The sequence below is a fragment of the Pseudomonas violetae genome (assembly GCF_023072615.1).
GTDB lineage: Bacteria > Pseudomonadota > Gammaproteobacteria > Pseudomonadales > Pseudomonadaceae > Aquipseudomonas > Aquipseudomonas violetae.
The window spans coordinates 1-15,114 of record NZ_JAKNRW010000046.1 but is presented as its reverse complement, the minus strand read 5'-3'; the positions used below and the strand labels follow the sequence as shown (position 1 = coordinate 15,114).

The 15,114-nt window shown below is 59.4% G+C and carries 17 protein-coding genes; 13 read left to right on the top strand and 4 right to left on the bottom strand.

All coding sequences use genetic code 11. The annotated features are described in order from the left end of the window. The first annotated feature begins 2 nt into the window (after nucleotides 1-2). Together L9059_RS27925 and L9059_RS27920 are read left to right on the top strand one after the other, a co-directional pair. Nucleotides 3-1,964, top strand: coding sequence for a phospholipase D-like domain-containing protein (locus tag L9059_RS27925; RefSeq protein ID WP_247294190.1), 1,962 nt, complete (start codon nucleotides 3-5; stop codon nucleotides 1,962-1,964). Nucleotides 1,965-1,966: 2 nt separating this feature from the next. Then, entirely contained in the window at nucleotides 1,967-2,989 is a 1,023-nt protein-coding gene (locus L9059_RS27920) for an SEL1-like repeat protein (protein WP_247294189.1), read from the top strand. Nucleotides 2,990-3,060: 71 nt separating this feature from the next. On the opposite strand, the gene L9059_RS27915 is transcribed toward L9059_RS27920, so the two are convergent. Both L9059_RS27915 and fliK read right to left on the bottom strand, forming a co-directional pair. Then, entirely contained in the window at nucleotides 3,061-3,396 is a 336-nt protein-coding gene (locus L9059_RS27915; protein ID WP_247294188.1) for an EscU/YscU/HrcU family type III secretion system export apparatus switch protein, read from the bottom strand. After that, the gene (fliK, locus tag L9059_RS27910) at nucleotides 3,393-4,958 is read right to left on the bottom strand and encodes a flagellar hook-length control protein FliK (protein ID WP_247294187.1); all 1,566 of its coding nucleotides are present in this window, start codon (nucleotides 4,956-4,958) and stop codon (nucleotides 3,393-3,395) included. The genes L9059_RS27915 and fliK overlap by 4 nt, the downstream gene beginning before the upstream one ends. A 197-nt stretch (nucleotides 4,959-5,155) precedes the next feature. Between fliK and ccmA the strand changes: the two genes are divergently transcribed. The 11 genes from ccmA to phnN all read left to right on the top strand — a co-directional run bounded on the left by ccmA (nucleotide 5,156) and on the right by phnN (nucleotide 13,215). After that, entirely contained in the window at nucleotides 5,156-5,791 is a 636-nt protein-coding gene (gene ccmA / locus L9059_RS27905) for a cytochrome c biogenesis heme-transporting ATPase CcmA (RefSeq protein WP_247294186.1), read from the top strand. Next, nucleotides 5,788-6,456 (top strand): heme exporter protein CcmB, encoded by a 669-nt coding sequence (gene ccmB / locus L9059_RS27900; protein WP_093225052.1) that lies wholly within the window; start codon nucleotides 5,788-5,790, stop codon nucleotides 6,454-6,456. The genes ccmA and ccmB overlap by 4 nt, the downstream gene beginning before the upstream one ends. Nucleotides 6,457-6,549: 93 nt before the next feature. Continuing rightward, complete coding sequence (locus L9059_RS27895; RefSeq protein WP_247294185.1) at nucleotides 6,550-7,305, top strand: heme ABC transporter permease; 756 nt, start codon at nucleotides 6,550-6,552, stop codon at nucleotides 7,303-7,305. Next, the gene (gene ccmD / locus L9059_RS27890) at nucleotides 7,302-7,478 is read left to right on the top strand and encodes a heme exporter protein CcmD (RefSeq protein WP_247294183.1); all 177 of its coding nucleotides are present in this window, start codon (nucleotides 7,302-7,304) and stop codon (nucleotides 7,476-7,478) included. Before L9059_RS27895 ends, ccmD begins: the two co-directional genes overlap by 4 nt. Then, nucleotides 7,475-7,930: a cytochrome c maturation protein CcmE gene (ccmE, locus tag L9059_RS27885; protein ID WP_194690645.1), complete on the top strand. Its 456-nt coding sequence runs from the start codon at nucleotides 7,475-7,477 to the stop codon at nucleotides 7,928-7,930. The genes ccmD and ccmE overlap by 4 nt, the downstream gene beginning before the upstream one ends. Nucleotides 7,931-7,933: 3 nt before the next feature. Beyond that, the gene (locus L9059_RS27880; RefSeq protein WP_247294182.1) at nucleotides 7,934-9,937 is read left to right on the top strand and encodes a heme lyase CcmF/NrfE family subunit; all 2,004 of its coding nucleotides are present in this window, start codon (nucleotides 7,934-7,936) and stop codon (nucleotides 9,935-9,937) included. After that, nucleotides 9,934-10,470, top strand: coding sequence for a DsbE family thiol:disulfide interchange protein (locus tag L9059_RS27875; RefSeq protein WP_247294181.1), 537 nt, complete (start codon nucleotides 9,934-9,936; stop codon nucleotides 10,468-10,470). Before L9059_RS27880 ends, L9059_RS27875 begins: the two co-directional genes overlap by 4 nt. Next, complete coding sequence (locus L9059_RS27870; RefSeq protein WP_247294180.1) at nucleotides 10,467-10,940, top strand: cytochrome c-type biogenesis protein; 474 nt, start codon at nucleotides 10,467-10,469, stop codon at nucleotides 10,938-10,940. Before L9059_RS27875 ends, L9059_RS27870 begins: the two co-directional genes overlap by 4 nt. Beyond that, nucleotides 10,933-12,132, top strand: a complete 1,200-nt coding sequence (ccmI, locus tag L9059_RS27865; protein ID WP_247294179.1) for a c-type cytochrome biogenesis protein CcmI — start codon at nucleotides 10,933-10,935, stop codon at nucleotides 12,130-12,132. Before L9059_RS27870 ends, ccmI begins: the two co-directional genes overlap by 8 nt. Before the next feature lie 12 nt (nucleotides 12,133-12,144). Next, nucleotides 12,145-12,549, top strand: a complete 405-nt coding sequence (locus L9059_RS27860; protein WP_247294178.1) for a hypothetical protein — start codon at nucleotides 12,145-12,147, stop codon at nucleotides 12,547-12,549. A 78-nt stretch (nucleotides 12,550-12,627) separates the two neighbouring features. Continuing rightward, nucleotides 12,628-13,215, top strand: coding sequence for a phosphonate metabolism protein/1,5-bisphosphokinase (PRPP-forming) PhnN (gene phnN, locus L9059_RS27855; protein ID WP_247294177.1), 588 nt, complete (start codon nucleotides 12,628-12,630; stop codon nucleotides 13,213-13,215). 58 nt (nucleotides 13,216-13,273) lie between these two features. Here phnN and L9059_RS27850 read toward each other — a convergent pair whose 3' ends face one another. Both L9059_RS27850 and L9059_RS27845 read right to left on the bottom strand, forming a co-directional pair. Next, the gene (locus tag L9059_RS27850) at nucleotides 13,274-14,479 is read right to left on the bottom strand and encodes an MFS transporter (protein WP_247294176.1); all 1,206 of its coding nucleotides are present in this window, start codon (nucleotides 14,477-14,479) and stop codon (nucleotides 13,274-13,276) included. A 211-nt stretch (nucleotides 14,480-14,690) separates the two neighbouring features. Next, a complete protein-coding gene (locus tag L9059_RS27845; RefSeq protein WP_247294175.1) occupies nucleotides 14,691-14,882 on the bottom strand; it encodes a hypothetical protein in 192 nt (63 codons plus the stop codon). Nucleotides 14,883-15,114: the final 232 nt, after the last annotated feature.

The window sequence follows — 15,114 nt, the reverse complement described above, 5'->3', positions numbered from 1 at the left end:
ACATGACCATGCCATACATCACCGTCCCGATTGCCACAAGCAAAACCACCTCTTGCGTCCTCACTCTGCCCTGGTTCGTGCAATGCACCGAATACTCCCCTGTGCCCGCCACCTTCGAGCCACTGGTGAACGGCGAACGTGCCTTCGGTGCAGTCTACGACGCCATCATGGCGGCTCAGAGCAGCGTGGAAATCATCTGCTGGGGCTTTCAGCCGTCGATGTACTTCAAGCGCGGTGACACCCGCTCACTGCGCATTGGGGATCTATTGATCAAGAAGGCCGAGGAAGGCGTTCAAGTACGGATCCTCTGCTGGTACGACAGCCTGCGAGTCGCCCAGACCTCGGAAAACATGACCCCGGGTGACAACGTCACCAACTGGTTTGGCCAGTACAAGCAGAACCGCAACGACGCCCAAATCGAATACGACAAGATGTGGTATCGCCAGGTCCGGCTCGCCTACACCGGCGCCGAAACCGGCCCCATCCAGCTGGGACAACGCTTCTTTCATATGTTCCGCTGGGGCAATGACACCGCCTTGCACATCAAGAATATCGAATTCGTCACCCGGGACTTCAGCCTGCTGGATCGTGCCGAAATAGCCTGGCGCCTGGCCATGGAAGCGCTGGACCAGGACCGCAGCACTACCAACAAGGCTATGAGTACGCTGGCAATGGTTGCCGAGCCCACGCATCACCAGAAGATGGTGCTGGTGGACTACGAAAAACCGGAAGTGGCGGTCGGGTTCGTGATGGGGCACAACACCCTGGATGCCTATTGGGACAAAGACGATCACAGTTATGTGCGAAACCACGCCCAGTTCGGCCGCAATGGCGCAACGCCGCGCCAGGACATTTCCAGCCGACTCACCGGCCCGGTCCTGGAGTACCTGAACCACAATTTCTGCGAAGCCTGGAAGAAAGAAACCCGCGTCGACCTGCTGGCCCAGCGCCAACACATTCCAGCGCAACTGCACTGGCGACCCGGGCACGGCGTACCCGTGATGGCGCAGGTGCTCAGGACCCAGAGCCAGGAAAATACCAAAGACATCGAAAAGATGTACCTGCAGGCCGTCAACAACACCACCCGGTTCATCTACATCGAAAACCAGTACTTCCGCTGGCCACCGCTGGCGGACAAGATCAAAAGCGTGGTGCAAAACCTCATCAACGGCGGACGCGACCTCGACAAGTACGACCCCATCTACCTGTTCGTCGTCACCAATGCCTCCCAGGAGGCCATGGGTGACGGCTCCGTCAACACGTTCCGCATGTTGAAACGCCTGGGGCGCCCGGAACTGATGCCGGGCATCGCCCGGGCTGAACGGCGTGAAGAGCTGCTGGCCGAGCTGGAGCAGGCCAGGCAGACGGCGTTCATGGCCAACGCTAACCGTGGTGTGTTCGAAAGAATCCACGGCACCTACCCCATCGAGCCGCATCTGGGCTACTACGAAAGCTTGAAGGCGGATCAGGCACAGGCGCGGGCCAGGGTGGTGGAGCTTGAAAAACAGCTGCCTGAAAAGGAACAGGCAATCATTTCGCCGATGCAGATTCCCGGGCTCAAGGTGCATATCTGCACGTTGGTGGCGCCGGATTCACCGCCGGATAACTGGATGGATGTGTATGTGCACAGCAAGTTGATGATTGTGGACGATGCGTTTTGCACCTTGGGTTCGGCGAATGTGAATACGCGGAGTATGCAGGTTGATAGCGAGTTGAATATTTGTATTGAGGACCCGGCAATTACTCGGCCGTTGCGGGAGCATTTGTTTGGGGTGCATATGGGCGAGGATGTAGCGGGCCAAGATATAAAGGATACGTATGATAAATGGGCGAGAATAATATGGAAAAACGACATAAGAAGGATGAAAAAGTTAGAGGTGGGGAAAAAATTTGAATTGGGGTCTCACGTACCATCATTAGTTGAATTTTTGCAAGAGAGTGAATCACGGAAGAATCTGGATTAGAGATGAAAAAAACATTCATATTGGTTGTTTTAATTGTCATTGCGGTTTACTACATTAAGGATGAAGATATGCCTGATGCATCGCAGTTCGATTTTGCGTACTCTCGATTGGAGTTCGAATGTGTTTTTGAGCGTGATCACTTACCAGAGCTGGATGAGGCTGCGAACGTGTTGTATCGCTATGGACTTTATTTAGAGCACGATAAAGGGCGGAAGAATTATGAAGATATTGCAAAATATTACCGTGTCGCGGCTGCGCACGGCCACTACAAAGCCGCTACTAATTTACAATTTTTGCTTTCGGCCGGGCAGTCCAGCTCTCCTGATGCCAGTAAGGAGACCATTGATCTTGTCGAGGTTTTTATTAAGAAAGAAATACCTGGGGCTTACTATGATATGGCCCATTACCTCGAAGCGGGTTATGGAGTAAAACAGGATCTGGTTGCCTCAAAGGCATATTTTCGAAGAGCCGCTGATATGGGCAGTCCTGATGCTCAGTACTATGTCGCTAGGCTACTATCCTATGTTCCCAATGCAGGTGGCGTAGTGCTTTCCATGTATAAGTGTGCGATGGAGCAGGGGCATCGTTCTGCAGCAGGTAGATACTCTAGTTACCTACAAGATTCTGGGCTCTATGAGGAAGCTCTACAAGGTTACCAAACAGCTATTAGAAATGGTGATGTTACGAGCGCTTCTGTCCTAGCTGACGCATTTAATGGGCCGTCCGCCTCCGACGCATTAGATTACCTTGCGCTGACAAAAGATAGCGAGCGTGTTGTCCGGTATAAAAAAATCCAACTTTTCTTAGGGCGACACGAACATCTCGGCGCAAAAATACCGGAGCTGGACGACATCGTGCCACTCCCACCTGCTCCCCTTCCAGAGTGGGACGGCACTTTCCGGTGGCAGCGTGAGCGCGACCCGTACGTACCTGTGATCCCACCACAAGAACTGATCGAAAAGCTAAGCGCCGAGAAGGGGCTAGATCCGGCAACTGGCTTGCCTCTATCACCACGTAACACTTAGCGCTCGCCCACCCGGCAGGCCGGGAGTGTGCCAAGCACTTCACCTCACCAGCTGGGGGAAATTCCACGCGGTCAATCGCGACGTGACTGAGCCCCAGGCGTCACGTCCTTCTCTACCATCGGCGCATCCGGATCCTGCCCCTCCGGAAACTTCCCCTTCAACTTCCAGGCAAACGCAATAATCTCCGCAATCGTACGATACAACTCCTCCGGAATACTCTCTCCCAACTCCATCCGCGCCAGCAACTTCACCAGTTCAGCGTTTTCGTAGATTGGCACTTCATATTCGCGGGCGATTTTCAGGATGGCTTCGGCCAGGGCATCGTCGCCTTTGGCTGTGAGAGTCGGGGCGTGGGTGCCGTCGTACTTGAGGGCGATGGCCTGGCGTGGGGTGTCGGAATGGCTCATGCGGTTTCGTCCACCCAGCGTTGTTCGAGACGGGTTTGCGGGCCTTGGGGCGGAGTTCCGAGGTGACAGTCGATGTCGCCCACGTTCAGGCCAGAATCGAGCAGTTGTTGCCGCAAGGCGGTCAGGTTGCTTTCGATCAGGCTGGCGGTGTACGGCCGTTCCGCCCACAGCTGGCCAGACAGGCTGCCGCTGATCAGTTGGGCCTGAACCTGCAACGGCCCCAGGGGTTCCATGTCGAACGCCAACTCGACTCGCCACAGTTGCTGCTTGGGTGGGCGTTCTTCATGACGATCTTTTGGCTGTTCTTTTTCCGGCGCGTCTTCACGCTGGAATTTGACCTGCAGAGGAACAATGTCCTGCAGATTGCGCATCGGGATTTCCAGCTGCCAGGTATTCATCAAGCGCCCATCGGCGGTCACCCCTGTCTGTTCCAGGCTCGACAGCTGGTGACTTTGCAGGCGCGATACCGCAGCGGCTGCCAAGCGCAGCAGGTGTTGGAGATCATCCTCCCCGTCGGCATTCTGCAACAGGCGATCGGCTAGGGGAAAGCTGGTCGGCGAGGGCTTGGCGCTCACCTGGCTGAGCATGCCCAAGGCATTGCGCATGAAGCTCGGCATGGCCTGGGCCAGGGTGTTGGCGGCAATGATCGCGTTCATTTGCGTGTTGGGTGCCGGGCTCAATTGGGCGATCAGCCTGAGCAGATCACCTTTCATATCCGGGGCCAGCGACGGATTCAGTCCGCCAAGGAGCTTTGATTCGAGGAACACGCCGCTGTTTGCCAGGGCCAGTGCCAGGCCTTTCGGGCTGCTCAATTGCTGAACATCCGGCAGACCAGCGAGCAGCTTTTCGGCAGCGGCGCGCAAGTCGCTGGAGGTCTGGCTCCCGGCGGGCAGGCTCTGCAGAAGCTTCAGCAGGCCGTCCAGGGAACCTTGACGGCTCTGCTGGCTGGCCAGTTGCTGGGTCACTGCCAGTTGCTCCGAGCGGCTGCCCAGGGGGACGAATTTCAAGGTCTGGCTGTCCTGCACCAGGGCGCTGAGCAACGTGCCGATGCGCAGCGGAGTCGGGCTGTCGATACTCAGGGTGCTACCGCTCAGTGCGGTATTGAGCAGGCTGACCATCGAGCGGTACACGGTCGGCTGGCCCGATTCCTGCGGCATCACCTGTGAGGTGAGCACCTTGCCTTGCAGTAGGGTGCCCGCCGGCAGTTGGCCCGTGTCGAGGCGGGTGAGGGTGGCGGCGCTGGAGGCGAGGGCCTGTTGCAGCGTGATGGCCAGATTGCCTGCCGAGGGTTGAGTGATTGCCAGGCTGGTGCCTTGGGGTAGCGGCTGGGTGCTGGTGGCCTGGAGCGTGGTCTGGCGCCCGCTTTCAAGGGTGATCTTCAGCAGCAGCTGGAACGCCTGGTCGGCCTGCTTGAGTGACAGCACTTCGGCGTTGGCGGATTGTCCGGCGGATATCAGGCCCTCCATGGGTGTCAGCAACTTGAGCAGTTCGCCGCTGGTTTGCGGGCGTGAAGTGACCGGCGCATTCTGCGAGATTGGAAGGATGTTCATTTCGCCTGTCATACGCGGTCACAACCTGAGGAAATTGCACTCTTGAGAGTAGGAGATGGCATGTATAATGCCGCCCCGTCGTCTATGGGGCGCGCGAAACAATGCATTTGCTTGACGCAGCTCTCCATAACGGGCCGCCAATGCATTTATCCTGCATCTCTTTAGCGGCCGCAATACCGCCGACTTGAACCGTAAAGGCCCGTGATCTCTTGACCAGTCCAGTCCTGCAAACCGTTGCCCTTGCTTGTGAGCGAGACCTTCGGCTGCTTTTCGAAAATCTCGAATTGAGACTGGCCAGTGGCGAAATGGTACAAATCAGCGGTCCCAATGGCAGCGGCAAGACCAGTCTGCTCCGGCTTTTATCGGGGTTGATGCAGCCGACTGCCGGTCAAGTGCTGCTCAACGGCCGGCCGCTCAACGAGCAACGCCACGAACTGGCCCGCAATCTGTTGTGGATTGGCCATGCCGCCGGGATCAAGGACTTGCTGACCCCGGAAGAGAACCTGAGCTGGCTCTGCGCCCTGCATCAACCCGCGTCCCATGAAGCCATCTGGCAGGCGCTGGGCGCCGTCGGGCTGCGCGGATTCGAGGATGTGCCCTGTCACACCCTGTCTGCCGGCCAGCAGCGTCGTGTGGCGTTGGCGCGGTTGTACCTGGACAGCCCGCCATTATGGATTCTCGATGAGCCCTTCACCGCGCTGGATAAACAGGGCGTGGCGCAACTTGAAGAGCATCTTGGCGCGCACTGTGAGCGGGGCGGCATGGTCGTGCTGACGACCCACCACACGCTGAGCCGGATGCCGGCCGGCTACCGTGACATTGATCTGGGGAACTGGGCCGTATGAGTGTTTTTGGCCTGCTGGTTGCCCGCGAGGCCCGCTTGCTGTTCCGCCGGCCGGCTGAACTGGCGAATCCGCTGGTTTTTTTCGCGATCGTGGTTTCACTGTTCCCTTTGGCGGTCGGTCCCGAGTCTCAATTGTTGCAAACCTTGTCTCCGGGACTGGTCTGGGTAGCAGCCCTTTTATCGGTCCTGCTCTCGCTGGACGGGCTTTTCCGCAGTGATTTCGAAGATGGTTCCCTTGAGCAGTGGGTCCTTTCGTCGCACCCCCTGCCTCTTCTGGTTTTGGCCAAGGTACTGGCACACTGGGCTTTCTCCGGCCTGGCCCTGGTTTTGCTGGCTCCACTGCTGGCGTTGATGCTCGGATTGCCTGCCGCCTGTCTGCCGGTGTTGCTGCTTTCCCTGTTGCTGGGTACACCGGTGCTGAGCCTGCTCGGTGCGGTGGGCGCGGCGTTAACCGTGGGATTGAAGCGTGGTGGCTTGCTGCTGGCGCTTTTGATACTGCCGCTGTACATCCCGGTATTGATTCTCGGCAGTGGCGCCTTGCAGGCGGCACTGCAGGGTATGCCGGCGACCGGTTATCTGCTGTGGCTGGGTAGCCTGACCGCTCTGGCAATAACCCTGACACCTTTTGCAATAGCTGCTGGCCTGAAGATCAGCGTCGGCGAATAATAATGAGGTCTGGTCGTTTTTTGATCGCTGTTTTTTGAAAAACAGGCAGACCCTTGGCTCTTCATAGCGAAGAGCAACCGTGATGGAAACAGTATGAACTGGACCTGGTTTCATAAGCTCGGCTCACCCAAATGGTTCTACGGCATCAGCGGTAAACTGCTGCCGTGGTTGAGCATCGCGGCGTTGCTGCTGATGGGTATCGGTGTGGTCTGGGGCCTGGCCTTTGCGCCGCCCGACTATCAGCAAGGCAACAGCTTTCGTATCATCTATATCCATGTTCCCGCCGCCATGCTGGCGCAATCGGTCTATGTGATGCTGGCGGTGTGCGGCATCGTCGGGCTGGTGTGGAAGATGAAGCTGGCCGACGTTGCCCTGCAATGCGCAGCGCCCATCGGCGCCTGGATGACCGCCGTGGCGCTGGTGACCGGCGCGATCTGGGGCAAGCCGACATGGGGTTCGTGGTGGGTCTGGGATGCGCGACTAACGTCGATGCTTATCCTGCTGTTCCTGTACTTCGGTCTCATTGCGCTGGGCAACGCCATCAGTAATCGTGAGAGCGCTGCCAAGGCGTGCGCGGTGCTGGCGATTGTCGGTGTGATCAATATTCCAATCATCAAATACTCGGTGGAGTGGTGGAACACCCTGCACCAGGGCGCCACCTTCACCCTGACCGAAAAGCCGGCGATGCCTGCTGAAATGTGGCTGCCGCTGCTGTTTACCGTGCTGGGGTTCTACTGTTTCTTCGGCGCGGTGCTGTTGCTGCGCATGCGCCTCGAAGTGCTTAAGCGCGAAGCCCGTGCCAGTTGGGTGAAAGCCGAAGTGCAGAATAGCCTGGAGGCCGCTCGATGAGTTTTGCTTCATTCGGCGACTTCCTCGCCATGGGCCATCATGGCCTGTATGTCTGGTCAGCCTATGGCATCTGCCTGGCGGTGCTGGCCCTTAACGTGGCGGAGCCGATCCTGGCCCGCAAGCGGTATCTGCAACAAGAGGCGCGTCGTCTGCGCCGGGAGAACGGCAAGTGAATCCGCTGCGCAAAAAGCGTCTTATCATCATTCTCGCGATCCTGGTCGGGGTTGGCGCTGCTGTCGGCCTGGCCCTGAGCGCCCTGCAGCAGAACATCAACCTGTTCTACACGCCGACCCAGATCGCCAGTGGCGAAGCCCCGCTGGACACGCGCATTCGCGCAGGCGGTATGGTCGAAAAAGGTTCGCTGCAACGTTCCGGCGATTCTCTGGACGTGAAGTTCAACGTCACCGATTTCAATAAAACTGTGACCATCAGTTACCGCGGCATCCTTCCCGATCTGTTCCGTGAAGGACAGGGGATCGTGGCCCTGGGCAAACTCAACGCCGAGGGCGTGGTGGTCGCCGACGAGGTGCTGGCCAAGCACGATGAAAAGTATATGCCGCCGGAAGTCACCAAGGCCTTGAAAGACAGCGGCATGTCGGCACCTACTCCTGCGAAAGAGGGCTAACTGATGACTGCTGGACTCTACAGCGCCGGGCTGTACATCCCGGAACTGGGCCACCTGGCCATGATCCTGGCGCTGTGTTTTGCCCTGGTTCAGTCGGTGGTGCCACTGCTCGGTGCCTGGCGCGGTGATCGCCTGTGGATGAGCCTCGCGCAACCGGCGGCCTGGGGCCAGTTCGCGTTCCTGGTGTTCGCCTTTGGTTGCCTGACGTATGCGTTCATGGCGGACGACTTCTCCGTGGACTACGTCGCCAGCAACTCCAACAGTGCCTTGCCGTGGTACTACAAATTCAGCGCCGTATGGGGCGCGCACGAAGGCTCCTTGCTGTTGTGGGCATTGATCCTGGGCGGCTGGACTTTCGCCGTGTCGGTATTCTCCCGGCAATTGCCGCAGGTGATGCTGGCCCGGGTGCTGGCGATCATGGGCATGATCAGCACCGGTTTCCTGCTGTTCCTGATCCTGACGTCCAATCCGTTCGCGCGCATCCTTCCGCAGATCCCTGCCGACGGTCGCGACCTCAATCCATTGCTGCAGGACATCGGCCTGATCGTTCACCCGCCGATGCTGTACATGGGGTATGTCGGGTTCTCTGTAGCCTTTGCGTTTGCCATCGCCGCGTTGCTGGGCGGCCGTCTTGATGCGGCGTGGGCGCGCTGGTCGCGTCCGTGGACTATCGTCGCCTGGGCTTTCCTCGGTATCGGCATCACCCTGGGTTCGTGGTGGGCCTATTACGAGCTCGGCTGGGGCGGCTGGTGGTTCTGGGACCCGGTGGAAAACGCCTCCTTCATGCCTTGGCTGGTCGGCACCGCACTGATTCACTCATTGGCCGTCACAGAAAAACGTGGCGTGTTCAAGAGCTGGACTGTATTACTGGCCATCGCCGCGTTCTCCTTGAGTCTGCTGGGAACCTTCCTGGTGCGTTCCGGTGTGCTGACCTCAGTGCACGCGTTTGCTTCTGATCCGGAGCGCGGCGTATTCATCCTGATCTTCCTGCTGTTCGTGGTCGGTGGCTCGCTGACCCTGTTCGCCCTGCGTGCGCCGGTGGTGAAGAGTCATGTAGGTTTCAACCTCTGGTCACGGGAAACCCTGTTGCTGGGCAACAACCTGGTGCTGGTGGTCGCCGCCTCGATGATCCTGCTCGGCACCTTATATCCGTTGATCCTCGACGCCATGACCGGGGCCAAGCTGTCGGTTGGCCCACCGTATTTCAACGCGCTGTTTATTCCGCTGATGGCCTTGCTGATGGTGGTCATGGCCGTCGGTATGCTGGTGCGCTGGAAAGATACCCCGGTCAAATGGTTGGTTGGGATGCTCACCCCGGTATTGCTTGGCAGCGCGGCCCTTGCAGTGATCGCCGGCATCGCCTATGGCGATTTCAACTGGGCTGTGATCGCGACCTTCATGCTCGCTGCCTGGGTATTGCTGGCCGGCGTGCGCGACATCTTTGACAAGACTCGCCACAAGGGGCTGATCAAAGGCTTGCCGACCTTGACGCGCAGCTACTGGGGCATGCAGATCGCGCACCTGGGCATTGCCGTATGCGCCCTTGGCGTCGTCCTATCGAGCCAGAACAGTGCCGAGCGCGACCTGCGTCTGGCGCCGGGGGAATCCATGAGCCTGGCCGGTTACCAGTTCGTGTTCGAAGGTGCCAAACACTTCGAAGGCCCGAATTTCACCTCTGACAAGGGCACGATACGGGTAATCCGAAACGGCAAGGAAATCAGCGTGCTGCACCCGGAAAAACGTCTGTACACCGTGCAGAACTCGGTCATGACCGAGGCCGGGATTGATGCCGGTTTCACCCGTGACCTTTATGTTGCCCTCGGCGAACCCTTGGGCGATGGCGCCTGGGCCGTACGCGTCCACGTCAAGCCGTTCGTGCGCTGGATCTGGTTCGGTGGGTTGCTGACCGGTTTCGGCGGATTGCTGGCGGCGCTGGACCGGCGTTATCGGGTCAAGGTCAAAAGCCGCGTGCGTGAAGCACTGGGCATGTCGGGAGCCACGGCATGAGACGTTGGTTGATGTTGCTGCCACTGGCGATTTTTCTGGTGGTGGCGGTTTTTCTGTATCGCGGGTTGTATCTGGACCCGGCCGAGCTGCCGTCGGCGATGATCAACAAGCCGTTCCCTGAGTTCTCCCTGCCTGCCGTGCAGGGTGACAAGACGCTGACCCGGTCGGACATCCTTGGCAAGCCGGCGCTGGTCAACGTGTGGGGCACCTGGTGCATTTCCTGCCGGGTCGAGCACCCGGTGTTGAACAAGTTGGCCGAGAAGGGCGTGGTGATCTACGGCATCAACTACAAGGACGTCAACGCCGACGCCTTGAAGTGGCTGGCGGAATTCCACAACCCGTACCAGCTGGACATTCGCGACGACGAAGGCACCCTGGGCCTGAACCTGGGTGTATACGGCGCCCCGGAAACCTTCTTCATCGACGCCAAGGGCATCATCCGCGACAAGTTCGTCGGGGTCATCGACGAACAGGTCTGGCGCGAAAAACTGGCCGCCAAGTATCAGGCGCTGGTCGACGAGGCCAAGCCATGAAGCGCTGGATTGCTGCCGCTGTGCTGGGCTTGAGCATGGCCGGTGTAGCGCATGCGGCCATCGACACCTACGAGTTCGCCAAGGAAGGTGACCGCGAGCGTTTTCGCGAGCTGACCAAAGAGCTGCGTTGCCCCAAGTGCCAGAACCAGGACATCGCCGACTCCAACGCGCCCATCGCCGCGGACCTGCGCAAAGAGATTTTCCGCATGCTCGGTGAGGGCAAGGACAATCAGCAGATCATCGACTTCATGGTCGATCGCTACGGTGATTTCGTCCGCTACAAACCCGCGCTGAATGCCAAGACCGCACTGCTCTGGTTCGGCCCCGCCGGCTTGCTGCTGGGCGGTTTTGTGATCATTGCCGTGATAGTTCGCCGTCGCCGCGTCCAGCGCACCGATAGCCCGGACTCGCTCTCCCTGGATGAGCGTGAGCGCCTCGACCACCTGTTGGATAAAACCAAGAATGATTGATTTCTGGCTCGCTGCAGGCCTGCTGCTTCTGGTTGCCCTGAGTTTTCTGCTGATCCCTGTTTTGCGTGGCCGTCGCGCCCAGCTCGAAGAGGATCGTACTGCCCTGAACGTCGCGTTGTATCAGGAACGCGTGGCTGAGTTGCAGACTCAGCAGGAAGAGGGCGTGCTCAACGCTGCGCAAATGGACACCGGTCGTGCCGAAGCCGCCCGTGAGCTGCTGGCGGATACCGAAGGCGTCGCGGCACCGCGTGTCTCTCGCCTGGGTAAACCATGGCCTCTGCTGGCGGCGATTCTGGTGCCGGTGCTGGGCCTTGGTTTGTACCTGCACTTCGGTGCCAGTGACAAAGTCGAGCTGACCCGCGAGTTCGCCCAGGCCCCGCAATCCATGGAAGAGATGACCTTACGCCTGGAGCGTGCGGTTGCAGCTCAGCCCGATTCTGCGGAAGGCCTGTATTTCCTTGGGCGCACCTACATGGCCCAGGACCGTCCTGGCGATGCGGCCAAGATGTTCGAACGCACGGTCACCCTGGCTGGAAGGCAGCCGGAGCTGCTGGGGCAATGGGCACAAGCCCAATACTTCGCCGACGGCAAGAAATGGTCGGACAAGTTACAGCGCTTGACCGATGAAGCACTGAAGGCCGATCCAAAAGAAGTTACCAGCTTGGGGCTGCTGGGCATTGCGGCATTTGAGGGCGAGCGTTATCAGGACGCCATCGATTACTGGAACCGGCTGCTGGCGCAGTTGCCGCCAGCAGATAATTCCCGTGCAGCGTTGCAAGGAGGGATCGCCCGGGCCAGCGAAAAACTCGAAGCGGGTGGCGGCAAAGTAGCCCAGGCGCCCGTGACTAAGGCTGCACTGCTGAAAGTCACCGTCGATCTTGCTCCCGAGTTGAAGGATAAAGTCCTGCCGGGTGATAGCGTGTTCATCTTCGCTCGCGCTACTTCCGGGCCTCCTGCACCGCTGGCAGCCAAGCGCCTGACCGTTGCCGACTTGCCAGCCAGCGTTGAACTGGGCGATGCCGACGCAATGATGCCGCAGTTGAAACTGTCCAACTTCCCTGAAGTCCAACTGGTTGCGCGGGTGTCCCGTGCCGGCCAACCGACGGCCGGCGAGTGGATCGGTCGCAGCCAGCCCCTGGCCAGCAGCACCGCCGCGCCACAAAAACTGACCATCGACAGCCCGGACAAATAACAGGAACCGCTTATGACCGCCATCGCCCGTATCACCCTGCTCAGTATGGTCCTGGGGTTAAGCGCTTGTGCGGTCCAGCGGCCCGAGCCCGCGCCGCTGCCGCCGATCCCGCCATCGCAGCCCAAACCCACGCCCTCTACGGCACCCACGCCAAGCAAGCCGGGTATTCCGGCGAAGCCCGCCAAGCCGGTACCCCGCACCTCGGCGAGCTTCGCGCCGCCGCCGGGCGGCAACAGCCATTGGGACGCCAAGCTTGGCGTGTATGTGCTCGATGACCAGACCAATACCTTCTACCGCCAGCGCACCTATTACCGCTGGAACAACGGCTGGAGCCGTGCCATCAGCCCGAGCGGCCCATGGGAAGATACCGACATCCATGGCGTGCCAAGTGGACTGGGCCGGCAATTCGGCAAGTAACGCAAAGGCGACCTCAGGGTCGCCTTATTCGTTGTCTCATGGTTACCAATTCCTGCGACACGTGAAGAGAGTGAATGGATGGCAGGCAGGTTGATCTATCTCATCGGACCCTCGGGTTCGGGCAAGGACAGCCTGTTGGATGCCGCAAGAACTCGGTTGGCCGAACGTAACTGTCGCGTCGTACGGCGGGTGATTACGCGCTCGGCTGAAGCGCGGGGTGAGGCGGCGCGGGGTGTGAGCCTCGATGAATTCACCCAGCTTGAGGCCCAGGGCGAGTTTGCCTTGAGCTGGCGCGCCAACGGGTTGTGCTACGGCATCCCCCGAGAGATCGACGATTGGCTGGCTGCAGGGCAGAACGTGCTGGTCAATGGCTCGCGCGGCCACCTGCCGGCAACGCGGCTGCGTTATCCGGATCTGCTCGTACTGTTGCTGACCGTGGAGCAGAGCGTACTGCGCGTGCGCTTGCAGGCGCGGGGGCGTGAATCGATCGTCGAGATCGAGGCACGGCTGGCGCGCAATGCGCGGTTCAGTGAACAGGTACTTGGGCAACACGATCTGGCGCTTAGTGTGATTGATAACTCCGGGGCGCTGGCGGATACGGTTGAGTGCTTGTTGAAGTGTGTTGATGGGCAGTCGACTGCATCCACGCCGGCACCGCAAGGCTGATGGCCGCTTGGCCAATAAACCGCCCCCCCCTCATCACAGGCTGCAAAACACCGACGCTCTAAGCCGCTGCCAGTGAGCGCTTTTCTGAAACACTCAAAAACCGCAACAACGCCAGAACAGGAAAAGCGCTGCCCACGATCAAGATCCACAACCAGCCGCCGCGTTCGTACACCGCACTTGCCACCGAGGAGCCAAACGCGCCGCCAATGAAGATGCTGGTCATATACAAGGCGTTCAAGCGGCTGCGACTGTTGGCGTCCAGGGCATAGACCGCCCGTTGCCCAAGCACCATGTTCATCTGCACGCAGAAATCCAGTACCACGCCGGTCACCGCCAGGCCTATGACGCTGTAGAGCGGGTGGATGAACGCGGGCAGGAAACTCAGGCTGGCGAACACCAGGGCCAAAAGTGAGGCGATGCGCGTGTGCCCGGCATCAGCCAGCCGCCCGGCGATGGGCGCCGCGATCGCGCCGATAGCACCGACCAGGGCGAAGAGGGCGATCTGGGTTTGCGACAATCCGTGATGACGCGCCAGTTCCAGCGGCACCGCCGTCCAGAACAGGCTGAAGGTTGCGAACATGCAGCCCTGGTAGAAGGCACGCTGGCGCAGGACTGGTTGTTGACGCAGCAGTGTCCACAGCGAACCGAGCAACTGCCCGTAGGACGCGCTGTGATCAGGCTTGCGCTTGGGAATGGTCACGGCCAGTACGATACTGATCGCCGCCATCAACACCGCGGCGATGACGAACATCGCTCGCCAGCCAAAGTGGTCCGCGATCACGCTGGAGACCGGCCGTGCCAACAAAATCCCCAGCAACAAACCGCCCATGATCCCACCGACCACTCGCCCGCGGGATTCTTCCGGGGCCAGGTGCGCGGCTAGCGGGATAAGGATCTGCACTGACACCGAACTGAAGCCCACCAGCAAGGAAATCAGCAGGAACACATTTGGCTGATCGGTAAACGCCGCGCCCAGCAGGCTGGCAATGGCCACCAGGGTGGTGATGATCATCAGCCGGCGGTTTTCCAGCAGGTCGCCCAGCGGAACCAGGAAGAACAGGCCCAACGCGTAGCCAATCTGCGTCAGCGAAACAATCAGGCTGGCCATGGTGCTGTTTAGGCCGATATCCGGCGCGATCAGACCAATGATCGGCTGGGCATAGTAGATATTGGCCACGATGGCGCCGCAGCAAAAGGCAAATAGCAGGACCATGCCTCGGGTCATTGTCGCGGTGCCGTGGGGCGCGGGGTTTGCTGGGGTCATGAGGTGTCTCGTTGAACAATTGAAGAATGCGTGCAGGCTAAGCGGCAGGACAGAATGGCGGAAGAGAGTTTGGACTGATAGTCAACATTCCCTTGCGGAATGATTGAGGGATGCCTGCGTCCGTTACGAATGCCGATGATACATTTACTTACATCCATTTCCATAGCAAACATAGCGACGTCCGCTGCAGGGCTATGAGTGGGTCATCAGTCTATGTCGCGGTCAGGTGGGTGTTGATGAGTTTGAACGCACCGTTGCGCCCGGACTGAACGAGCTGGCAGTCAAAGCAATCCAGAGTATCGAGAGCATTCTGTGAGCTTTCTCTGCCGGAGCGGTTGATCGAGATTGGGGTTGAGGCGGTTTTGCCTTGAACAAAGGCGACCTGAAGGGTCGCCTTTTTCATTGGTGCGCCAGGCATGGCGCGTTGCGCGCAAGCGCAACCAGCTTGGCTGTGGTGGCCACGCTGGTGACTTGGAGGTGAAAGTCCTCTACACACCCGGCAAGGGGAAGTGTTAGCCAGAGGCAAGGGTGTCGCGGGTGACCGCGAATCTGAAGGAAGCCCGAGGCAAAATGCTGGCCTGACGAACAGGAAGCGGATAGAGGCGGTGTAGCGGGGTAAGAAGGCCAATATCTTC